Source organism: Streptomyces sp. NPDC002776 (genome assembly GCF_053592195.1).
Map to the genome: position 1 here is coordinate 115228 of NZ_JBSFVG010000009.1, position 17944 is coordinate 133171.

At 72.2% G+C, this 17944-nt stretch carries 14 protein-coding genes; 7 read left to right on the forward strand and 7 right to left on the reverse strand.

Annotated features, from left to right (window positions below):
- Positions 1-2: 2 nt before the first annotated feature.
- The 4 genes from ACWD11_RS19765 to ACWD11_RS19780 all read right to left on the reverse strand — a co-directional run bounded on the left by ACWD11_RS19765 (position 3) and on the right by ACWD11_RS19780 (position 4960).
- Complete coding sequence (locus ACWD11_RS19765) at positions 3-1268, reverse strand: MFS transporter (protein WP_451284395.1); 1266 nt, start codon at positions 1266-1268, stop codon at positions 3-5.
- Positions 1268-2584, reverse strand: coding sequence for an ATP-grasp domain-containing protein (locus ACWD11_RS19770; RefSeq protein WP_451284397.1), 1317 nt, complete (start codon positions 2582-2584; stop codon positions 1268-1270). The genes ACWD11_RS19765 and ACWD11_RS19770 overlap by 1 nt, the downstream gene beginning before the upstream one ends.
- Positions 2581-3879 (reverse strand): ATP-grasp domain-containing protein, encoded by a 1299-nt coding sequence (locus tag ACWD11_RS19775; protein WP_451284399.1) that lies wholly within the window; start codon positions 3877-3879, stop codon positions 2581-2583. The genes ACWD11_RS19770 and ACWD11_RS19775 overlap by 4 nt, the downstream gene beginning before the upstream one ends.
- A 106-nt stretch (positions 3880-3985) precedes the next feature.
- A complete protein-coding gene (locus tag ACWD11_RS19780) occupies positions 3986-4960 on the reverse strand; it encodes a PLP-dependent cysteine synthase family protein (protein WP_451284401.1) in 975 nt (324 codons plus the stop codon).
- A gap of 234 nt (positions 4961-5194) precedes the next feature.
- Here ACWD11_RS19780 and ACWD11_RS19785 point away from each other — a divergent pair, with 234 nt between their 5' ends.
- The 5 genes from ACWD11_RS19785 to ACWD11_RS19805 all read left to right on the forward strand — a co-directional run bounded on the left by ACWD11_RS19785 (position 5195) and on the right by ACWD11_RS19805 (position 13648).
- Positions 5195-9028, forward strand: coding sequence for a non-ribosomal peptide synthetase family protein (locus ACWD11_RS19785; RefSeq protein WP_451284403.1), 3834 nt, complete (start codon positions 5195-5197; stop codon positions 9026-9028).
- Entirely contained in the window at positions 9028-9252 is a 225-nt protein-coding gene (locus ACWD11_RS19790; RefSeq protein ID WP_451284405.1) for a tautomerase family protein, read from the forward strand. Before ACWD11_RS19785 ends, ACWD11_RS19790 begins: the two co-directional genes overlap by 1 nt.
- 141 nt (positions 9253-9393) lie before the next feature.
- A complete protein-coding gene (locus tag ACWD11_RS19795) occupies positions 9394-10245 on the forward strand; it encodes a LuxR family transcriptional regulator (protein WP_451284407.1) in 852 nt (283 codons plus the stop codon).
- Between the two features lie 127 nt (positions 10246-10372).
- Positions 10373-12334 carry a BTAD domain-containing putative transcriptional regulator gene (locus ACWD11_RS19800; protein ID WP_451284409.1) on the forward strand — a complete coding sequence of 654 codons (1962 nt, stop codon included), beginning with the start codon at positions 10373-10375 and terminating at the stop codon, positions 12332-12334.
- A gap of 498 nt (positions 12335-12832) precedes the next feature.
- On the forward strand, positions 12833-13648 hold the full coding sequence (locus ACWD11_RS19805; protein ID WP_389417855.1) for an AfsR/SARP family transcriptional regulator: 816 nt from the start codon (positions 12833-12835) through the stop codon (positions 13646-13648).
- Positions 13649-13704: 56 nt separating this feature from the next.
- Here ACWD11_RS19805 and ACWD11_RS19810 read toward each other — a convergent pair whose 3' ends face one another.
- The 3 genes from ACWD11_RS19810 to ACWD11_RS19820 form a co-directional block, all read right to left on the reverse strand.
- Entirely contained in the window at positions 13705-14778 is a 1074-nt protein-coding gene (locus ACWD11_RS19810; protein ID WP_451284412.1) for a methyltransferase, read from the reverse strand.
- Between the two features lie 116 nt (positions 14779-14894).
- Positions 14895-15665, reverse strand: a complete 771-nt coding sequence (locus ACWD11_RS19815; protein ID WP_451284621.1) for an isoprenyl transferase — start codon at positions 15663-15665, stop codon at positions 14895-14897.
- Between the two features lie 123 nt (positions 15666-15788).
- Entirely contained in the window at positions 15789-16844 is a 1056-nt protein-coding gene (locus ACWD11_RS19820; protein ID WP_451284414.1) for a polyprenyl synthetase family protein, read from the reverse strand.
- Between the two features lie 491 nt (positions 16845-17335).
- Here ACWD11_RS19820 and ACWD11_RS19825 point away from each other — a divergent pair, with 491 nt between their 5' ends.
- Together ACWD11_RS19825 and ACWD11_RS19830 are read left to right on the forward strand one after the other, a co-directional pair.
- Entirely contained in the window at positions 17336-17749 is a 414-nt protein-coding gene (locus ACWD11_RS19825; protein ID WP_389417852.1) for a hypothetical protein, read from the forward strand.
- A complete protein-coding gene (locus ACWD11_RS19830; RefSeq protein WP_389417851.1) occupies positions 17746-17928 on the forward strand; it encodes a hypothetical protein in 183 nt (60 codons plus the stop codon). The genes ACWD11_RS19825 and ACWD11_RS19830 overlap by 4 nt, the downstream gene beginning before the upstream one ends.
- The last annotated feature ends 16 nt before the right edge of the window (positions 17929-17944 follow it).

The window sequence follows — 17944 nt, forward strand, 5'->3', positions numbered from 1 at the left end:
GGTCACGCAACCTTTCCGGTGGGGCGGGTTTCGGGTACGGCCGGTCCGGGCTCGGGCGGCAGCGGGTGCACCGCGGCCTGCGGCAGCCGGCGTTCGAGGCGCAGTACGCCCAGCGCGGAGCCCGCCACGCCCGCCGTGAGCAGGAGCCACATACCGGTGGCCGACAGGGAGAGCAGGGCGGTGAGCACGGTCGGCGCCAGCGCGATGGGCACCGCCCAGGACAGCTGGTAGACGGCGAGATGACGGCCCCGGGTCTCCTCCGGCGCGGCCTGGGCGACCAGCGCGGAGGCCGTGGCGCCGTGCAGCAGTTCGCCCGCCGTGAACAGGGCGGTCGCGGCGAACACTCCGGCGATCAGGGCCGCCCCGGTCGACAGCCCGCCGAGCACGGCGAAGGTGACGAAGGACAGGCCGAAGATGCCCGCGCCGAGCGCCACCGCGCGGGTTCTGCGGTACCTGAGCAGGAGCCGGGTGACCGGGATCTGGAGCACGGCGATGCCGACCGTGTTGACGGCGTACACGATGCCCACCAGTGAGACGGGCGCGTCGAGTTCACTGGTGAGGTACACCGGCAGCGCCACGGCCAGCACCATGTAGGCGAAGGCCGTCGGGATGTTCAGCAGGGTCAGGCTCAGGAAGGGCCGGTTGCGGGCCACCATCCGGTAGCCGCCCTTGCGGGAGACGCGGCCGCCCGCCGGCCGGGCCGGTGCCTGGGGGCGGATCGTGCTCATCAGCCCGGCCGCGAGGAGATAGCCGGCGGCGGCGCCGAGGACGACGACGTAGAACCCGGAGTCGTCGAGGGCGAGGGCCGCGCCCGCGAGGAGGCCGCCCAGGCCCATCCCGGCGTTGCGCAGGCTGCGTTGCAGGGCGAGCAGCTTGTCCCGCTCGGTGCCCCGCACGATCTCCGCGACGAAGGACTGGATGGCCGGCGGGTAGGAGGTGTCGCCGAGGGCGACCGGCAGCACGACCGCGAACATGGCCAGGCCGTTGTCGACGAAGGGATAGGCGCAGAACGCCGAGGCGCGCAGCACGTATCCGCCGACCAGGACGGTCCGGGCGCTGAAGCGGTCGATGAGCACGCCGGCGACCGGATTGCTGATCAGGCCGATCACCGAGGCGGCCGTGACGATGGCCCCGACCTCGGTGAGCGGCAGCCCGGTGACATGGTGGAAGTACAGCAGCGACAGCGGCAGGTACATGCCGCTGCCGGTCGCGTCGACGACCATGCCCGCCATGTACTTGAAGCGGACGGACGACAGGTACCGCCGCATCACGCCTCCCCGTCCCCGGCCGCCGGCACGATCTTCGTCTCGGCGACGATCCGGGCACCGAGCGCCCGCAGTCTGCGCTCGCACTCGGCGCGGGTCGGTGCCGAACCCACCGCCGCCGTGAGGAAGTCCGCGGATCCGGCGGCCGGGGGGATCACCTGCCCTTCCTCGGCGAAGAGCCAGAAGCCGCGCACCCACTCCTCGTCCGGCACGGAGGGCAGCGAGCGCACCAGCCCGGGCCGCTTCATCGTGAGCACCTGTCCCGACATGCACCGCGGCCGCAGCAGTCCCCGCTCGTCCACGGCGCCCTCGACCGCGGGCAGCGAGAGCCCCGCCTCGGCACGGGTCACCTGTACGGCGAGCTGGATCCCGAAGAGGATCTCGAAGACCTCCCGGATCTTGGCGCCGCCGGACCGCCCCGCGATCTCGCACAGCACCAGCCGGTCGTCGGGCGTGTGGAAGACCTCGGCGTGGAAGGCGTGGGTGCGCAGCCGGGAGCCCTCGGGCTTCAGCGCCGCCAGGGTCCGCTCGACCAGCGTGAGCAGCCGGGGGGTGAGCGGGTCGGCCGCGTCCAGGGTCAGGTCGACGCGGGGGCCGGGGTCGACGCCGAAGGAGGCCAGGTCGTACTGGTACTGCGAGGGCCAGGCGGCCACCGTACGGCCGTCCACCACCAGTCCGTCGACATGGCACATCCGCCCGGGCACGTACGCCTCGATCAGCAGGTCGTCCCGCGGCCCGCCCCGGTAGGCCGGCGCGAGCCGCGCTTCCAGCTCGTCCCGGCCGGCGACGATGCTGAGACCGATGGAGTTGTAGCCCTCGCGGTGCTTGAGGACCACCGGGAAGCCGTGCCGGGCGGCGAAGTCGCGGGCCTCCTGGGCGCTGCCCGGCACGGTGTGCGGGGCGACCTCGATGCCGGCCTGCCCGGCCAGTCTCTTCATCAGGGCCTTGTCGCGGAAGGGCCGGATGTCCGCGCCGCGGGCCCCGTCGAGCCCGAGGCGCTCACGCAGCCGGGCGGCCAGGGCGAGGTCCGCCTCGTGGTGGGCGATGACGTGGGTGATCCGGTGCCGCTCGGCGAGGGCGAGCGCGCGGGCGGGCACGGCTTCGTCGTCGAGGGTGTCGAAGAGTTCGAGGTGGGTGAAGTCGTGGTCGAGGTCGCCGGGGAGTTGTTCCCCGGCCGACTCGATCTTGTCGCGGGCGGCGAGGACGACGATGTCGCCGGGGTAGGGCGTGCGGTCGTCGAGGCCGGGGGCGTCGCCGCTCAGCCAGCGGCGGTAGGGGAAGGCGGCGAGGGGGTTGCGGTGCAGGACGAGCACGCTCATGCCGTGGTCACCGTCCCGTCGTTCACCGGGGCCGCCTGGGCCAGGCGGGGCCGCCCGTCGGGGTCCTTCAGCCGTACCTTCAGCACGGTCCCGATGAGTTCGGCGCCGCGCCGGATCGCCGCGGTGGTGTCCTCGCCGGTGACGGCGACCAGGCCGAGGCGGTCCCAGTTGTCCCGCAGCGGCCGTACCGTCTGCCCCGGCCGGGCGCTGACGCGCACCGCGAGCACATCGGCGAGGGCCTGCGCCTCGGCCACGCCGTCGACGGACTCCACGAGGTCGCCGGGCCGTCCGATCACCGACCGTACGGCGGCTCCGCCGTGCGCCTCGGGCCGGTCGGGAAGCGCGTCGGCGAGGCCGAAGGGGGCGCCGAGGGCGAGCTTGACGGTGTCGATGCCGTAGACGCTGTGGACCAGGTCGGTGATGGCGTCGCCGGCGATCCGGTTGTGGCTCTCGACGACCCGGGGGCCGCGGGCGCCGATCCGCAGCTCGGTGTGGCAGACGCCGTCCTTGATGCCGAGCCGGTCCAGGAAGGCGACGACGGCTGCCCGTACTTGCTCCTCGGCCGCCGCGCCGAGCCGGGCGGGGACCGCGTGCCCCAGTTCGGCGAAGTGCGCGGGGTCGGTGAACTTCTCGGTGACGGCGATGACCACGTGACGGCCCGCGGAGCTGAAGGACTCCACGCTGTACTCGGGGCCGTCGAGGTACTCCTCCATCAGGAAGTCCTGGAGCAGCATCAGGGTCGAGACCCGGTCCGTCCTGGTGCCCGCCAGCCGGCGCACCCCGGCCCAGACGTGGTCGGCGTCGGCGGGGCCGTCGAGGCGGTGAACGCCGATGCTCGCGGTGGCGTCGGTCGGCTTGACGATGAAGGGGTAGCCGTGGCGCTCGCCGAAGGAGTCCAAGTCGGCTCGATCGCGCAGGAGTTGGGCGTGTACGGCGTCCGGGGTGCCGGCCAGGTGGGCGCGCATGGCGGCCTTGTCGCGGAAGCGCCGGGTGACCTCGTAGCCGGTGCCGCCCAGAGCGAAGAGGTCGTTGACGCGGGCCGCGTTCTCCAGGCCCGGCTCGGTGATCGATACGGCGGCGGTGAAGCCGGGGGTGTCCCACAGCCGCTTGGCGACGGGTTCCACCAGGTCCCAGCGGGTGTAGTCGAGGACCTCCACGTGGTCGGCGAGGCGCCGTTGCTCGGCGTTGACCTTGGTGGGGTGCTGCAGCAGCAGGACGTGCAGGCCCAACTCCTTTGCCGCGGCGACGGTTTCGTCCGTGGCGCCGACGAGGAGCAGGCAACGCTCGGGAGTCATGGGTCGGTGGGGCTCCGTTCCGGTGGGCGGGGCTGGGCGTCCGTGCGCCTGTCAGTCCGACGAGACAGCGCGGCGAACTGTGAGGTGCGGGCTCGGCGGGCACCGCTCAGGACGTCGGGGCGTCCGGCGTGCCGGGCACATCCTGTGCCTCGGGCCACCAGCTGAGGTAGCGCTCTCCGCTGTCCGGGAAGACGGTGACGACGGTGGCGCCCGAGAGGTCGTACCGGCGCGCGAGTTCCAGGCAGCCGTACGCGGCGGCGCCGGAGGAGACGCCGACCAGCACTCCGGTGGCGGCCGCGAGGGCGCGGGTGGTGGCCGCGGCGTCCTCGTCCTCGACGGCGATCACCTCGTCGATCAGCGTGACGTCGGTGACCGGGCTGGTGAATCCGCCGTTCAGGCCGGGGATGCGGTGGGGGCCCGGTGCTCCGCCGGACAGCAGGGGCGAGCCCGCGGGTTCGACGGCCACGACGTTCAGCCGCGGATTGTGCTCGCGCAGCCGGCGGGCGACTCCGGTCAGGGTGCCGCCGGTCCCGACGGCGCACACCAGGTGGTCGACGCGGCCGCCGCTGTCCCGCCAGATCTCCGGGCCCGTCGTCTCGTAGTGGGCCCGGACGTTGTCGGCGTTCACGTGCTGCGCCGCGTACCAGGAGCCCGGGGTCTCGGCGTGCAGTTCCTCGGCGCGCTCCACGCAGCCGGCGAAGCCGAGGGTGTGGTCGGTGAGTTCGATGCCGGCGCCCAGCATGCGCAGGGTCAGCAGGCGCTCGCGGGAGGCGTTGTCGGGGAGCACGATGCGGCAGCCGTAGCCGCGGGCCGCGGCCAGGGCGGCCAGGGCGATGCCGGTGTTGCCGGAGGTGGACTCGATGACGGTCCCGCCGGGGCGCAGGGTGCCCGCCCGCTCGGCGGCGCGCAGCATGAACAGGGCGGCCCGGTCCTTGATGCTGGACAGCGGATTCGCCGCCTCCAGCTTGGCCAGCACATGGGCGTCGTCGGGCAGCCCGGCGAGTCTCAGCCGCAGCATCGGGGTGTTGCCCACCAGTTCCTCGAGTGAGCTGACGACACTGCCGGTCGACAAGTCGGTCACGGGGCCCCTCCGGATCGGCTCTGCTCGATACACCTGCCGGGGGCTCGGTGCGGCCCCCTCCGCGAGCACATGCTGGCCCAGAATCCGGCGCTCCGGGTCCGCGCGGCCACGCGACCCATGGTTCGGGTTGCCGCACTGCATCGACTGCGGGGGTCGCTCGCGCCGTCGCTCCTGGCGCGGATACGTACGTTCGTGCCGGAGGTCGAAGAGCCGTCCGAGCACGGGGGTACGTAGATGAAGAGCCAGGAAGACGTCGGCGCATGCCTGCCTGACCTGCTGACCGCTCAGGCCCGGGCCCGTCCGGGCGATATCGCCGTGGTGCACGAGGGCGAGTCGCTCACCTTCCGCGAGCTGGCCGACCAGGCCGATGACGTGGCGCGATATCTGCACCATCTCGGCGTCGGCGCGGACGACTGCGTGGGGCTCTTCGTCGAACCGTCGCTGGACCTGGTGATCGGTGCCTGGGGGGTGCTGCGGTCCGGCGGGGCCTACCTCCCGCTCTCGCCCGGCTATCCCGAGGAGCGCATCCGCCATGTCACGCGGGACGCCCGGATGAGCGTCGTGCTCACCCAGGACGACCTGCGCGGCCGGCTGGCGGACGTGCTCGCCTCCGACGCCGTCGTCATCTGTCCGGACGACGTCGTGGAGTTCAGGAAGCGCCGCTCCGGCTCGGACCCGGCCGGGTTGCCGGAGGGGCCGCGGCCCGGGGACCTGGCGTACGTCATCTACACCTCGGGCAGCACCGGCAAGCCCAAGGGTGTGGCGATCGAGCACCGCGCGCTGGCGCATCAGATGCGCTGGCTCGCCGGCACGTTCTCGCTCGGCGCCGACACCACCGTGCTGCACAAGACGCCGATCAGTTTCGACGCCGCGCAGTGGGAGCTGCTGGCCGCCGCCTGCGGCAGCCGGGTCGTGGTCGGGTCCGGCGGCATCCACCGGGATCCGCAGCGCATCGTCGAGGCCGTCACCCGGCACGAGGTGACGGCCCTGCAGTGCGTGCCCACCCTCCTGCAGGCCCTCGTCGACACCGACGAACTCGACCGCTGCACGTCGCTCACCCACCTCTTCAGCGGCGGCGAGGCACTGTCCCGGGCGCTCGCGAGGCGGCTGACGCGGGCCCTGCCGGACACCGCACTGGTCAACCTGTACGGCCCGACCGAGTGCACCATCAACACCTCGGCCCATCTCGTCGACCCCGCCGCCCTCGACGAGGGCCCCGAGACCGTGCCGATCGGCCGGCCCGTGACCGGTCTGCGCTATCACATCCTGGACGCCGACGGCTGCCCCGTGGCGCCGGGTGAGACGGGTGAACTGCACATCAGCGGCGTGCAGTTGGCGCGCGGCTATCTGCACCGGCCGGAGCTCACCGCCGAGCGCTTCACGACGCCCGACGGCCGGGAACGGCTGTACCGCACCGGCGATCTGGCCCGCTGGAACCCGGACGGCACCGCCCAGTTCGCGGGCCGCGTCGACAACCAGGTCAAACTGCGCGGCTTCCGTATCGAGCTGGACGAGATACGCCTGGCCGTCGAGGCGCACGACTGGGTGCGCAACGCCGCCGTCCTGCTGCGCACAGACCCGCGCACCCGGGCCCAGCACCTGGTCGCGTGCGTCGAACTCAGCGCCCGCGAGGCGGCGTTGATGGACCAGGGCGAGTTCGGCGAACACCATGTGTCGAAGGCGTCCAGGCTCCAGGTCCGGACCCAGCTGTCCGACCCGGGCGTCCGCGACGAAGCCGATCTGCGGGGCCGTCCCGCCTTACCCCTGCCCGGCGCCACTGCCGACCCCGAGGCACGGCGCCGGGCCTTCGCCCGCAAGACGTACCGCTTCTACGAGGGCGGCCCGCTGAAGGTCACGGACGTTCTGTCGGCGCTCGGCCGGCGCGCCCGGGGAGCCGGATCGCGCCGCCCGGAGGAGCTGGCGCTGCCCGAACTCGGCGCGGTCCTGCGCAACTTCGGGCAGCACCTCAGCGCGGAGCGGCTGCTGCCGAAGTACGCGTACGCCTCCCCCGGATCCCTGTACGCGGTACAGCTCTACCTGGAGCTCAGCGGCATCGAGGGTGTGGCGCCGGGCCACTACTACTACCACCCGGTCCGGCACGAACTGGTGCTGATCCGCCCTGCCGCGGTGGATCGGGCCCGGCACCGGGTGCACTTCGTCGGTCGCAGAGCGGCGATCGAGCCGGTGTACAAGAAGAACATCCAGGAGGTCCTGGAGATGGAGGCCGGGCACATGGCCGGCCTGTTCGACGAGGTGCTGCCCGCCCATGGCCTGGCCCTCGCCGAGACGCCGCACGACACCGGCCTGCCGCGCCTGCTGGGCTGCGCCGAGGACGACTTCGGCCTGGGCTCGTTCGACCTGGTGCCCTGGACGCCGGAACCCGAGCACCGCGCGCTCGACATCTACGTGCAGTTCCCTCCGGGCAGCGAGGCGGGACGGCCGAGCGGCCAGTACCTGTACCGGGACGGCGAACTGCACCGGGTCAGCGACGCGTTGGTGCTCAAGCGGCATGTGATCGCCATCAACCAGGCCGCCTACGACCGTTCCGGCTTCGGCATCACCCTGGTCAGCCGGGCCGCCGAGCAGGGCCGGGAGCGGCTGGGCTACCTGGACCTCGGCCGTGAACTGCAGCGCCTGATGTCGAATACCGTCCACCTGGGCTTCATGCCCGCCGGGTACAGCTCCCGCACCGGTGACGACCTGCCCGCCGCCCGCCGCATGACGGCGATCCTGCGGACGGCCCGACGGCCCACCGGGCCCTCGTACTTCTGCGTCGGCGGCACGATCAGCGAGGAACAGGTCCGCCACGAGGGCATGCACGAGGACCAGGTGCACATGAAGGGGCCGGAGGAGCTGATCCGGGACGATCTCGTCGCCTCCCTGCCCGAGTACATGCTCCCCAGCCGGATCCTGGTGCTGCCCGCCCTGCCGCACACCCCGAACGGCAAGCTCGACACCAAGGCCCTCGAAGGGGTGGTCGACCGGACGGCGGCCCGGGCTCGTCCCGTGGTGGAGCCGCGCAACGGCGTCGAGGCACGGCTCGGCGCTCTGTGGCGGACGGCCCTGCGGCGGGAGTTCGTCTCCGTGCACGACGACTTCTTCGCGCTCGGCGGGAACTCGCTGATCGCGGTGGGCCTGGTCAAGCGGATCAATGAGAGCTTCGGCTGCGCCCTGCCGCTCCAGGTGCTGTTCGAGGCACCCACGGTGGCGAAGCTGGCCGAGGCGGTGAGCGCGCGCGCCGCGGCGCCCCCCTCGCGGATCACACCGCTGCGCTCCGAGGGCAGCGGGCCGCCGGTGTTCTGCTGGCCGGGACTCGGCGGGGTGACGATGAACCTGCGGCTGCTCGCGGCCCGCGCGCCCGGCGGGCGGCCGGTCCACGGGATCCAGGCGCACGGCGTCAATGAGGGCGAGTCGCCGCTGGCGTCCGTCGAGGAGATGGCCGCCGCCGACGTCGCGGCCCTGCGGCGCGTCCAGCCGCGGGGTCCCTACACGCTGTGGGGCTACTCCTTCGGCGCGCGGGTCGCGTTCGAGGCGGCAGGGCAGCTGGAGCAGGCCGGGCACCGGGTGGAGCAGGTGCTGCTGCTGGCCCCGGGATCGCCGCGGCCGGCCGGCGCCCCACGGCCCTCGCCGGTGGCCGACTTCACCGATCCCGTCTTCACCACCCTCCTCTTCTCCGTCTTCGCCGGCACCGCCCGCGGCCCGGCCGTCGAGGAGTGCCTGCGCGAGTGCGCGGACGAGGAGAGCTTCGCGCGGTTCGTCGAGCGACGCTTCCCGCAGCTGGACAGCGGATTGATCCGCCGTGTCATCGCCGTGGTACGGCGTACGTACGGCTTCACCCATGACCCGGCCGCACGCCAAGTGGCCGCGCCCGTCACGGTGTTCCGGGCCGCCGGGGACGAACCCTCCTTCCTGGAACGCTCACCGGGGCGCACGGCAACCCCGCCCACGATCGTGCAACTGGAGACCGACCACTACGGGGCGCTGCGCGAGCCGGGCGTCGACGAACTGGTCAAGGCGCTCCGGCGCGCCATCCCTCGACCCGCGACCCCCTGGACAAGGACGGCCTGATGCCTCACGTGACCATTCAGCACTTTCCGGCGACCCTCACCGCCGAGCAGCGGCTCCACCTCGTGGAGCAGGTGACGGCCGCCGTGCAGGAGGCGTTCGGGGTCGAGGAGCGGGTGGTCTCCATCGCCCTGGTCCCGGTCCCGCCGCAGGACTGGGACGCCCGGGTCTACCAGCCCGAAATCGCGGGCCACCGCGAGGAGTTGGCGAAGGAGCCGGGCTACTGAGCCACGGCGCCGGTTCTAGAGTTTCGAGCCAGGATCACTGGGGTGACCGCCTTCTCGGTTGCGCCTGCCGGGGGCGTTCACCAAGGATCTGAGGGGACGGCAACCGCCGGGGTGCGGGGAAACGGGGGAAAGGATGACGTCATGAGCGCGGGCAGCGGGCAGACCCGGGACAGCCTGTCCCCCGCCGACACACCGCTGGAATCCCTGCTGCGGATCGCCGACACGCTCGGCAGCCTCGAACGGTACGCCACCGAGACCGCGGGCCACCTGCTGCTGGTGGAAGGCGCCGACAACGGGGCCCCCGGCCGGATCCGGTACATCGACGGCCCGGAGACCGTCCAGGACACGATCGGCGACGCCCTGTGGCGGGCGAAGCGGGAGATCCTCACGGCCCAGCCGGACGAACCCGGCCCCGGAGCCGCACTGGACCTGCTGCACGCGGCCGTCCGCGACCCGCTGGCGCGCGGAGTCGCGCTGCGCACGCTCTTCCAGCACAGCGCCCGCTTCTCCGAGCCCACGAAGAAATACGTGCAGCAGGTCATGGCCCAGGGTGACGTGGCCGTGCGCACGCTCCCGGAGTTCTTCGACCGGCTGATCCTGATCGACGGCGAGATCGCCTTCATCCCCGGCGGTGAACACCCGCACAGCGCGGCACTGATCCGGGACGGCGCCGTCGTCGCGTTCCTGCGGGGGGTGTTCGAGAAGGCCTGGGTACGGGCCGAGCGGTTCCCGTTCCGCCCGGTGCGGGCGGCGGACGCGGCCCGCGAGGTCGTACCCGACGTCCGCCAGGCCATCAAGGCGCTGCTGGTGGAGGGCCGTTCCGACAAGGCGATCGCGCGCCGCCTCGGCATGAGCCTGCGGTCCGTGCAAGGACACATCGCGTCCCTGCGCGAGCAGTACGGCGCCCAGCACCGCTTTCAACTCGGGTACCGGATGGCGCACGGCGAGATTATCGGCCCCGGAAATGGGTGCACGCCCGGCACCACTTCGTAACCCGACCTTGACATCGGTCTATTCGATAAACATACTCAAACTTGACATGGCCGACGTGGAATTATTCGCGACATCATTCGACGCCCCGTCGGAATTCATCCGATGGACCGAAGCGCAACCAACCAAAATGCATGGCATTGCACCCCCTTTGGCGGAATTCCGAGCGCTGGGCCCATTGGAAGCGACCGTCGCCGGCCGGCCGGTGGATCTCGGGGCGCCGAAACAGCGCAAGTTGGTCGCGTTACTCGTCAGCCGCCTCGGCCAGCCGGTACCGGTGGACGTGATGCTGGAGGCCCTGTGGGCCGGCAGCCCGCCGCCGTCCGCGATGACGTCCCTGCAGTCCTACGTCGCCAATCTGCGCCGGGTGCTGGAACCGGGCCGGGCGCCGCGCACCCCGACGCGGGTCCTGCACACCAACGACCGCGGCTATCTGCTGGACGGCCACGTCGTCGAGGTGGACGTCCACCTCTTCGAACGGCGCGCCAAGGCGGGCTGGCAGGCCTGGAACCGGGGTGACCCGCAGGAGGCGCTCAGCGAGTTCGAGGCCGCGCTGGCGTTGTGGCGGGGCGAGGCCTACTCGGAGGTGTCGCACTCCGTCCATGTGGCGGCGGAGGTGGCACGGCTCGGGGAGTTGCGGCTGTCGGCCGTCGAGGGCCGCTGTGCCGCGCTGCTGGCGGTCGGGGCCCACGAGGTGGCGGTCGCCGAGCTGGAGGCCTTCATGCAGGCCCACCCGCTGCGCGAGTACGGCTGCGAGCTGCTGAGCCTGGCGTTGTACCGAGCCGGCCGGCAGGCGGACGCCCTGGCGGTGCTGCGGACCAACCAGCGCCGGCTGGGCGACGAGTTGGGCATCGATCCGCGGCCGGCGCTGCAGCATCTCGAACGCGAGATCCTGAGCCACGCCCCGGCGCTGGACTGGCGTCCGCCACCCGCCCCGGCCCCGACGGCCCCGCGCAGGCCCCCGGCCACCCCCCGGGTCCCCGCGCCCGTGCCGGAGACGGACGAGGAGATCTTCGTCGGCCGTGAGGAGGCGCTGCGGCACCTGGCCGCGGTGTGCGCCGAGGCGGCACGCGGGCGGGGCCAGGTGGTGACGGTCTCCGGTGAACCGGGCGTCGGCAAGACCGCCCTGCTGCGGCGCTTCGCCCAACTGGGCCTTACAGCGCCGGTGTTGTGGGGTGCCTGTCCCGGGCATGTGCCCACTCCGCCGCTGTGGCCCTGGCAGCAGGTGCTGGGGACGGCGGGCACGCACCTTCCGCGCCGCCCGGTCCCGGGTCCCGTGGCCGAGGTGCTCGACGGACAGACACGGCAGCCGCTGGACGGCGCCGACGCGGACGCGGCCACCTTGCGGCGGTTCGAGGCGATCGTGCAGTACCTGACCGGGGCGTCGCACGCCCGGCCCCTGGTGATCGTGCTCGATCACCTCCACCGGGCCGACCCCGGCTCACTGCGGCTTTTGGCCCACCTCGCCGAGTCGGTGCGGACGAGCCGTCTGCTGGTGGCGGTGGCCTACCGATCCGACGAGGCGGCGGCCCTGGCCGGGACCTCGGCCGCGCTGGCCCGGGCGGAGATGACGCAGGTGGAGCTGAACGGCCTGACCGGCGCGGAGACCCGGACCCTGGTGCACGCGATGCTCCGGCGGGAGGTGAGCGGGGCCGCCGCCGAGGAGCTGCGGTACCGCAGCGGGGGCAATCCGTTCTACCTGCGCGAGCTGCTCAAGGTCAGTGACGGCGAGGAGGGCCGGGGCCGGGCACCAACGGTGCCGGGGCCGGTCCGTGAGGTGGTGCTCGGGCGGGTGGCCCATCTGGGCCCTGTCGCCGCGGAGTTGCTGTCGGTCGCCTCCGTCGCCGGCCGCGCCTTCGCCGTCGACGTCGTCGCGGAGGCCGCCTCGCTGGAGATCGAGGCGGCCCTGAAGGCCGTCGACGCGCTCGTGGCGGCCGGACTGATCGGCGAGGACCCGCAACGGCTGGGCTGGTACTCCTTCACCCATGCGCTGACCGCCGAGGTGCTGTACCAGAGCATCGGGCGGCTGCGCCGGGCCCATCTCCTGCGCCGGATCCGCGCCGCGGCCGTACCGCCGCGCACGCCGACATGATTCGGCCTGCCCGCACCCCTCGCACCCGGTCCGGGAAAGTCGAGCGGGAGTCCGGCGCGCCTTGAGGCCGACTTGGCGGATGCGCGGACTCCGCTCGGACCCGGCATATGCCCGCTCGCGCCCCCGATCGCCCGAACGCCGGGAAAGTGCCTAGTCGGCCGCTCGTCCCCGCCGCCCGAACGGTCCCGGGCCGGTGCCGCGCGCCGGTCCGCGCCCAGTCCACGCCAAGTCAGCGCCAAGCCGGTCGACAGTCCGGCCCAAGTCGCATGGACAACACTGGTCGGCGTACGCACCGGAATGATCCGGCCACGCCAGACACCGTGTGGGCACTGCCCCGTCGACCGCTGCCGAGCGACCACTCCCCTGCCCGGGGTTGCCCTCCCCCTCGACGCACATCACCTCGCGTCGGCATTCCACCGGGCCGGGGTCGAAGGAGCCTCGCGTTCCGGTCACGGGACGACCCACTGGAGAAGGACTCGACGACGTACGGGGGAGAACATGAAGTTCCAGGTCCTGGGCACGTTGTGCGCCGAGATCAACGGGAACTCGATCGTTCCCACGGCCGGCAAGCCCCGGCAGATGCTGTCCCTGCTCGCCCTGTATCCGGGACGCGTGGTACCCGTCTCCACGCTCATGGAAGAACTGTGGGGGAGCACACCACCCCAGAGCGCGCTGGCGACCTTACAGACGTACATCCTTCAGCTGCGCCGGCGCCTGGGCAGCGCCATGGGGCCCGACACGCCCGCCAAGGAGGTCCTCGCCACCCGGCACGGCGGCTATGTGCTGGCGATTCCCCCCGACTGCGTCGATGTGCACGCCTACGAACGGCGGGTCGCGGAGGGCCGGTCGGCGTTCGAGGCGGGCGACGACACCGTCGCGGCCGACCGCTTCCGGCAGGCGCTCACGCTGTGGCGGGGACCGGCGCTGGTCGACGTACGGGTGGGGCCGGTGCTGCGGATCGAGGTCATGCGGCTGGAGGAGAGCCGCCTCGGGACCGTCGAGCGGCGGATCGACGCCGATCTGAGGCTCGGCCGGCACACCGAACTCATCCCTGAACTCACCGAGTTGACGGCACGCTACCCGCAGCACGAGGGCCTGCACTCGCAGGCCATGGTGGCGCTGTACCGCTCGGGCCGGCAGGCGTCGGCCCTGGAGGTCTACCGGACGTTGCGCATCCGGCTGATCGAGGGCCTGGGCGTGGAGCCGTCCCCGCGGGTGCAGCGGCTGCACCAGGCGATGCTGGTGGTCGACCCCCAGCTGGACGTCGTCGCCGGACCGCGCCGCAGTTCCACGTTCGACCTCTACACCGCCTGAAGGCCAAGGCCGCGGCCGGTGCCCGGGGCACCGGCCGCGGCAGGCGTCCGGCCTGCTCAGTCCCGCTTCACGGCGCAGATGACCACACGGTTGATGATGGCGTCCGCCGGGATGTCGGCGGGATCCTTGGCGGTCACCTTCGTGACCTCGAACCCGCACTCCTCCAGCCAGCTCCGGTACGTGGACAGCTTCTGCAGCCCGCCGCGCCCCACCACACAGCCGAGGATGTAGGCCGGGAAGAAGTCCGCCTGGAGGTCGTCGGGGTCCGTGATGTCCTCGGGGTACACGGGCGCGAGGACCACGACCTGCCCGCCCGGCTCCAGCGCCCGGTGGGCGTTCCTGAGGATGGTGAGGACCTCGTCCTTGTCGTACATGTCCACGAAGTGCTTGAGCAGCACCACGTCGTAGCCGCCCGGGAGGGACTCGAGGACGTCACCGGCCACGAACGAGCACTGCTCCGTCAGCCCGTGCTCCTCGAAGGTCCGCAGGCACGCGGCCTCCAGGGCGGGCTGGTCGAAGGTGGTCACCCGCAGGCCGGGCGAGCCCTTCAACTGGCAGGTCATCACGGCCCCGAGGCCGTTGCCGCCGCGCGCGTCGAGCACCCGCGCCCCGGCCGGGACGTCGAAGCTGCGAAAGAACCAGGGATAGACACTGGCCGTCTCGTTCTGCGCCAGCGGCCCCCACGCGGAGCGCACCTCCGGGACCACGGCCGCCGCCTCGAACATCGTGCCCTCGAAGCCGTAGAGCTCCTTGAGCCCGACCGCACTGCCGGTCGAGATGGACTCGGGCAGGTAGTACAGCTGCCGCATCATGCCCGTCTTGATCATGCCCATGAAGGTCAGGACGCGCTGGAGGTCGGCCTCCGGGACGTCCGCGAGCGCGGCGAGGGTGTAGCCGCCGGTGGTCTCGTCCAGGGCGACGAAGCCCTCCTTCAGCGGCAGTTGCAGCACCTGCTCCACGGCGTCGGGCTTCGCGCCCACGACCGCGCCGAGCTCGGCCGCGGTCAGGGCGCCCTCCTTGCGCAGGGCGTCGACGATGCCGAGCTCGAAGCAGGCGTACAGGGTCATGAACCGGGTCGGTCCCACCATGTACTCGCGCATCCGGGCCAGTACCGCTTCAGGGTTGGACACAGCAATCCCCTCGGATCGACCTGTGGGGCCAGGCCCCGCTCCAGTGCTGCTACCGAGTATCGGGAGCGGATCTGGAGCGCCGGTAGAGCGGTGCTGTGGTGCGGCCCGGGTCCGGGTCACCTGCCGTAGCGGCGGTCCCGGACGGCGTACGAACGCAGCGCGCGCAGCAGGTCTATCTCGCGGAAGGCCGGCCACAGGACCTCGACGAAGTGCACCTCGGCGTAGGCGGACTGCCACAACAGGAAGCCGGACAGCCGCTGTTCGCCCGAGGTGCGGATGATGAAGTCCGTGTCGGGGCCCGCCGGGGAGTAGAGGTTGTCGGAGATGTGCTGGAGGTCGAAGTTCTCGGCCAGTTCGCGCGGGTCGCCGCCGGCGGAGAGGTGTTTGTCGAAGGCGGAGCGCACCGCGTCGATGATCTCGCGGCGCCCGCCGTAGCCGACCGCCACGTCGACCTTGAGGCCGCCGCGGCCGGTGGTGCCCGCGACGGCGTCCTTCAGGGACCGGGCCGTCTCCCCCGGCAGCAGGTCGAGTGCGCCGATGACGTCGATCCGCCAGTCCTCGTCGGCCGCGCAGATGCTCGCCACGGTCTCCTCGATGATCTCGAGCAGGGGCCCGAGTTCGGCCGGCGGCCGGTGCAGGTTGTCGTCGGACAGCATCCACAGCGTGACGTGCTCGATGTCGGCGGCGTCGCACCAGCGCAGGAAGTCGCCGACCTTCGCGCCGCCCACGCGGTAGCCCTCACGGACGTCGTCGTGCCCGGCGCCGCGGGCCCAACGCCGGTTGCCGTCCAGCATGATGGCGACATGCCGTGGTCGTGGCTTGCCCTCCAGCTTACGCGCCAGCCGCCTGACGTACAGGGCTTCCAATGCCGACCGAAGCGCCCTCAAGGCCACGTGCCATGTCCCTTCGTCCCCACCAACCGCCAATGGGGGCCACCGTATCCCCCGTCGGGGAGCTTCAGCCATCGACGCTGTTCAGGCGGCGCTGGGCGGGGGCGGAAGGGGGTGGGCTCAGGATGTGCGGTAGGCCACGCGGCGGGCCATGTCCGCCAGTTCCGTTCGCCACACCTCGTCGAGGGGGGCGTCCGCGATGGCCTTGCGGCCCCGTTCGACGAGGCCGTCGATGTGCCGCTCGACGTCGCGCGGCACACCCGTGTCCACCAGACGGCGGCGCACTTCGTCGGGGGTGTGGCCCGGCTCGGTGATCAGGGTGTGGATGTGCTCGTCGCGCTGCATCGCCCAGCCGAGCAGCAAGGTCATCTTGTGCTGGGTGAAGTCCAGGCCGGTGGGCTTGCCGGTGTCCGCGGAGTCACCGAAGGCGTCGAGCAGATCGTCCCGCAGCTGGAACGCCTCGCCCACGGCTTCGCCGTACTCCTCGAAGGCGGCGGCGAGGTCGCCGCGGCCCGCCGCGCCCGCGCCCACCACGAGGGGCCGGTGAATGGTGTACCGGCCGGACTTGATGCGGGCGATCAGACGGGAGGTGCGGGGGTCCGCGCAGAACTCGGCCGCCGCGTGGACGTCCATGTACTGGCCGATCATCACCTCGGAGCGCAGCCGGTGCCACTCCGGGAGCGCCGGGCCCGGTGCCCGCGCCATCAGCTCATCGCTGTAGACGAGCGCCAGGTCACCGACGAGCAGGGCCACTCCCTCGCCGTACCGGCGTGACTCCCCCTGCCAGCCGCGGCTGCCGTGCAGGCGTGTGTACGTGGTGTGGACGGTGGGCACGCCGCGCCGGGTGCCGGAGTCGTCCAGGACGTCGTCGTGGACGAGGGCGGACAGGTGCAGCATCTCCAGGGCGGCGCCGGCCGCCACGATCCCGGGGTCGTCGGGGTCGCCGCCGGCGGCGAGATAGCCGGTGACGCAGAAGGCGGGCCGGATGCGCTTGCCGCCCGACGCGATCAGCGCGGACAGCGCGTCGATGGGGACGACCGCCCCCTCGTGCACCCCGGCCCACAGATCGCGCTCGGCGGCGAGGAGGGACCGCAGCCTGTCCTCGACGCGGCGGAGCAGGTCCGCGCGGAGAGCGACCGCCTCCTGGGCGGTGTCGGTGCTGATGTCCGAAGTCACGGATATCTCCTGGGGGTTCGGATGGCGGGCATGGGAGCGGGCCGCGCAGGGTGAATCTGGAGTTCCCCTTTAGCGCCGATCGACCGCGGATACAGAACGTTGACACCCCGAACCGCCCCGTGGAAATCTCCCAGTGCGCCCGGGGCCGAATTCGAGATCTTCAGCCGCGACTTTCCGCTCTTCCCACGAGCCTTCGCCTCGCCCACGGCTGTGCAAATCCACTGGGACGGTTCACGTCATTCAAGACGGCCGACGGACAACCCGCCTCCGAAAGGAATCGCATGGATTCTCATGCCTGCCCGAAGAATTCTGTCCAGGAACCAGGCGGGGCGATCGAATCCGGTCTCTGCGCCTCGCGTGTCCGGCAGTTGGAAGGTGATCTGCGCGCGCTGCCCGGTCTCTACCAGGAGAGTCTGCACCACGTCTTACCGACGTCCCGGCGGCCGCACCACACCCGGGTCTCGGGGAGCCGGAGCCGGGACCGCTTGAACATGTCCGCGCTGGACGCCCGGCACAACATCCTCGCCATCTTGGAGTCGTGGGCGCGGTACGTCACCGACGAACTCGGTGGTGCCGCCCCCGCCCGCTCGGTGCCGGACCTGTCCCGTTTCCTGCTGCGCCACCTCACGTGGCTGACCGGACAGCCGCCCGCGGCCGATTTCGCGGACGAGATCGACGCGCTGCGACGGGAGTTGCTGCGCACGATCGACCCGGAGCCCGGTGAGTCCCAGGTGGTCACCCGGGAGTGCGTGGTGGCCGACTGCGCCGGAAGGATCACGACGTCGCCGCGGCCGGCCGGGGACCGGACGAGCATCCGGTGCTCAGCGGGGCACACCTGGGAGATGCACGAGTGGATCACCCTGCGCCCGCTCATGGAGCGGCGGCGGAAGGCTGTCGGCGCATGACGAGACCACCACGCCACCGGCTGGTGCCCACCAAGGTGGCCGCGCTCGCCGCGGGGGTGTCCGAGGCGACGATCCGCAAGTGGGTGAGCCGCGGCAAGATCACCCGCTACGGCTCCCCCGGCCGCTCCGAGTTCGACATCGACGAGCTCACGGAGATCGCCCTGCGCCGCCGGAGTTGAGTGTCGTGGTGGCCAG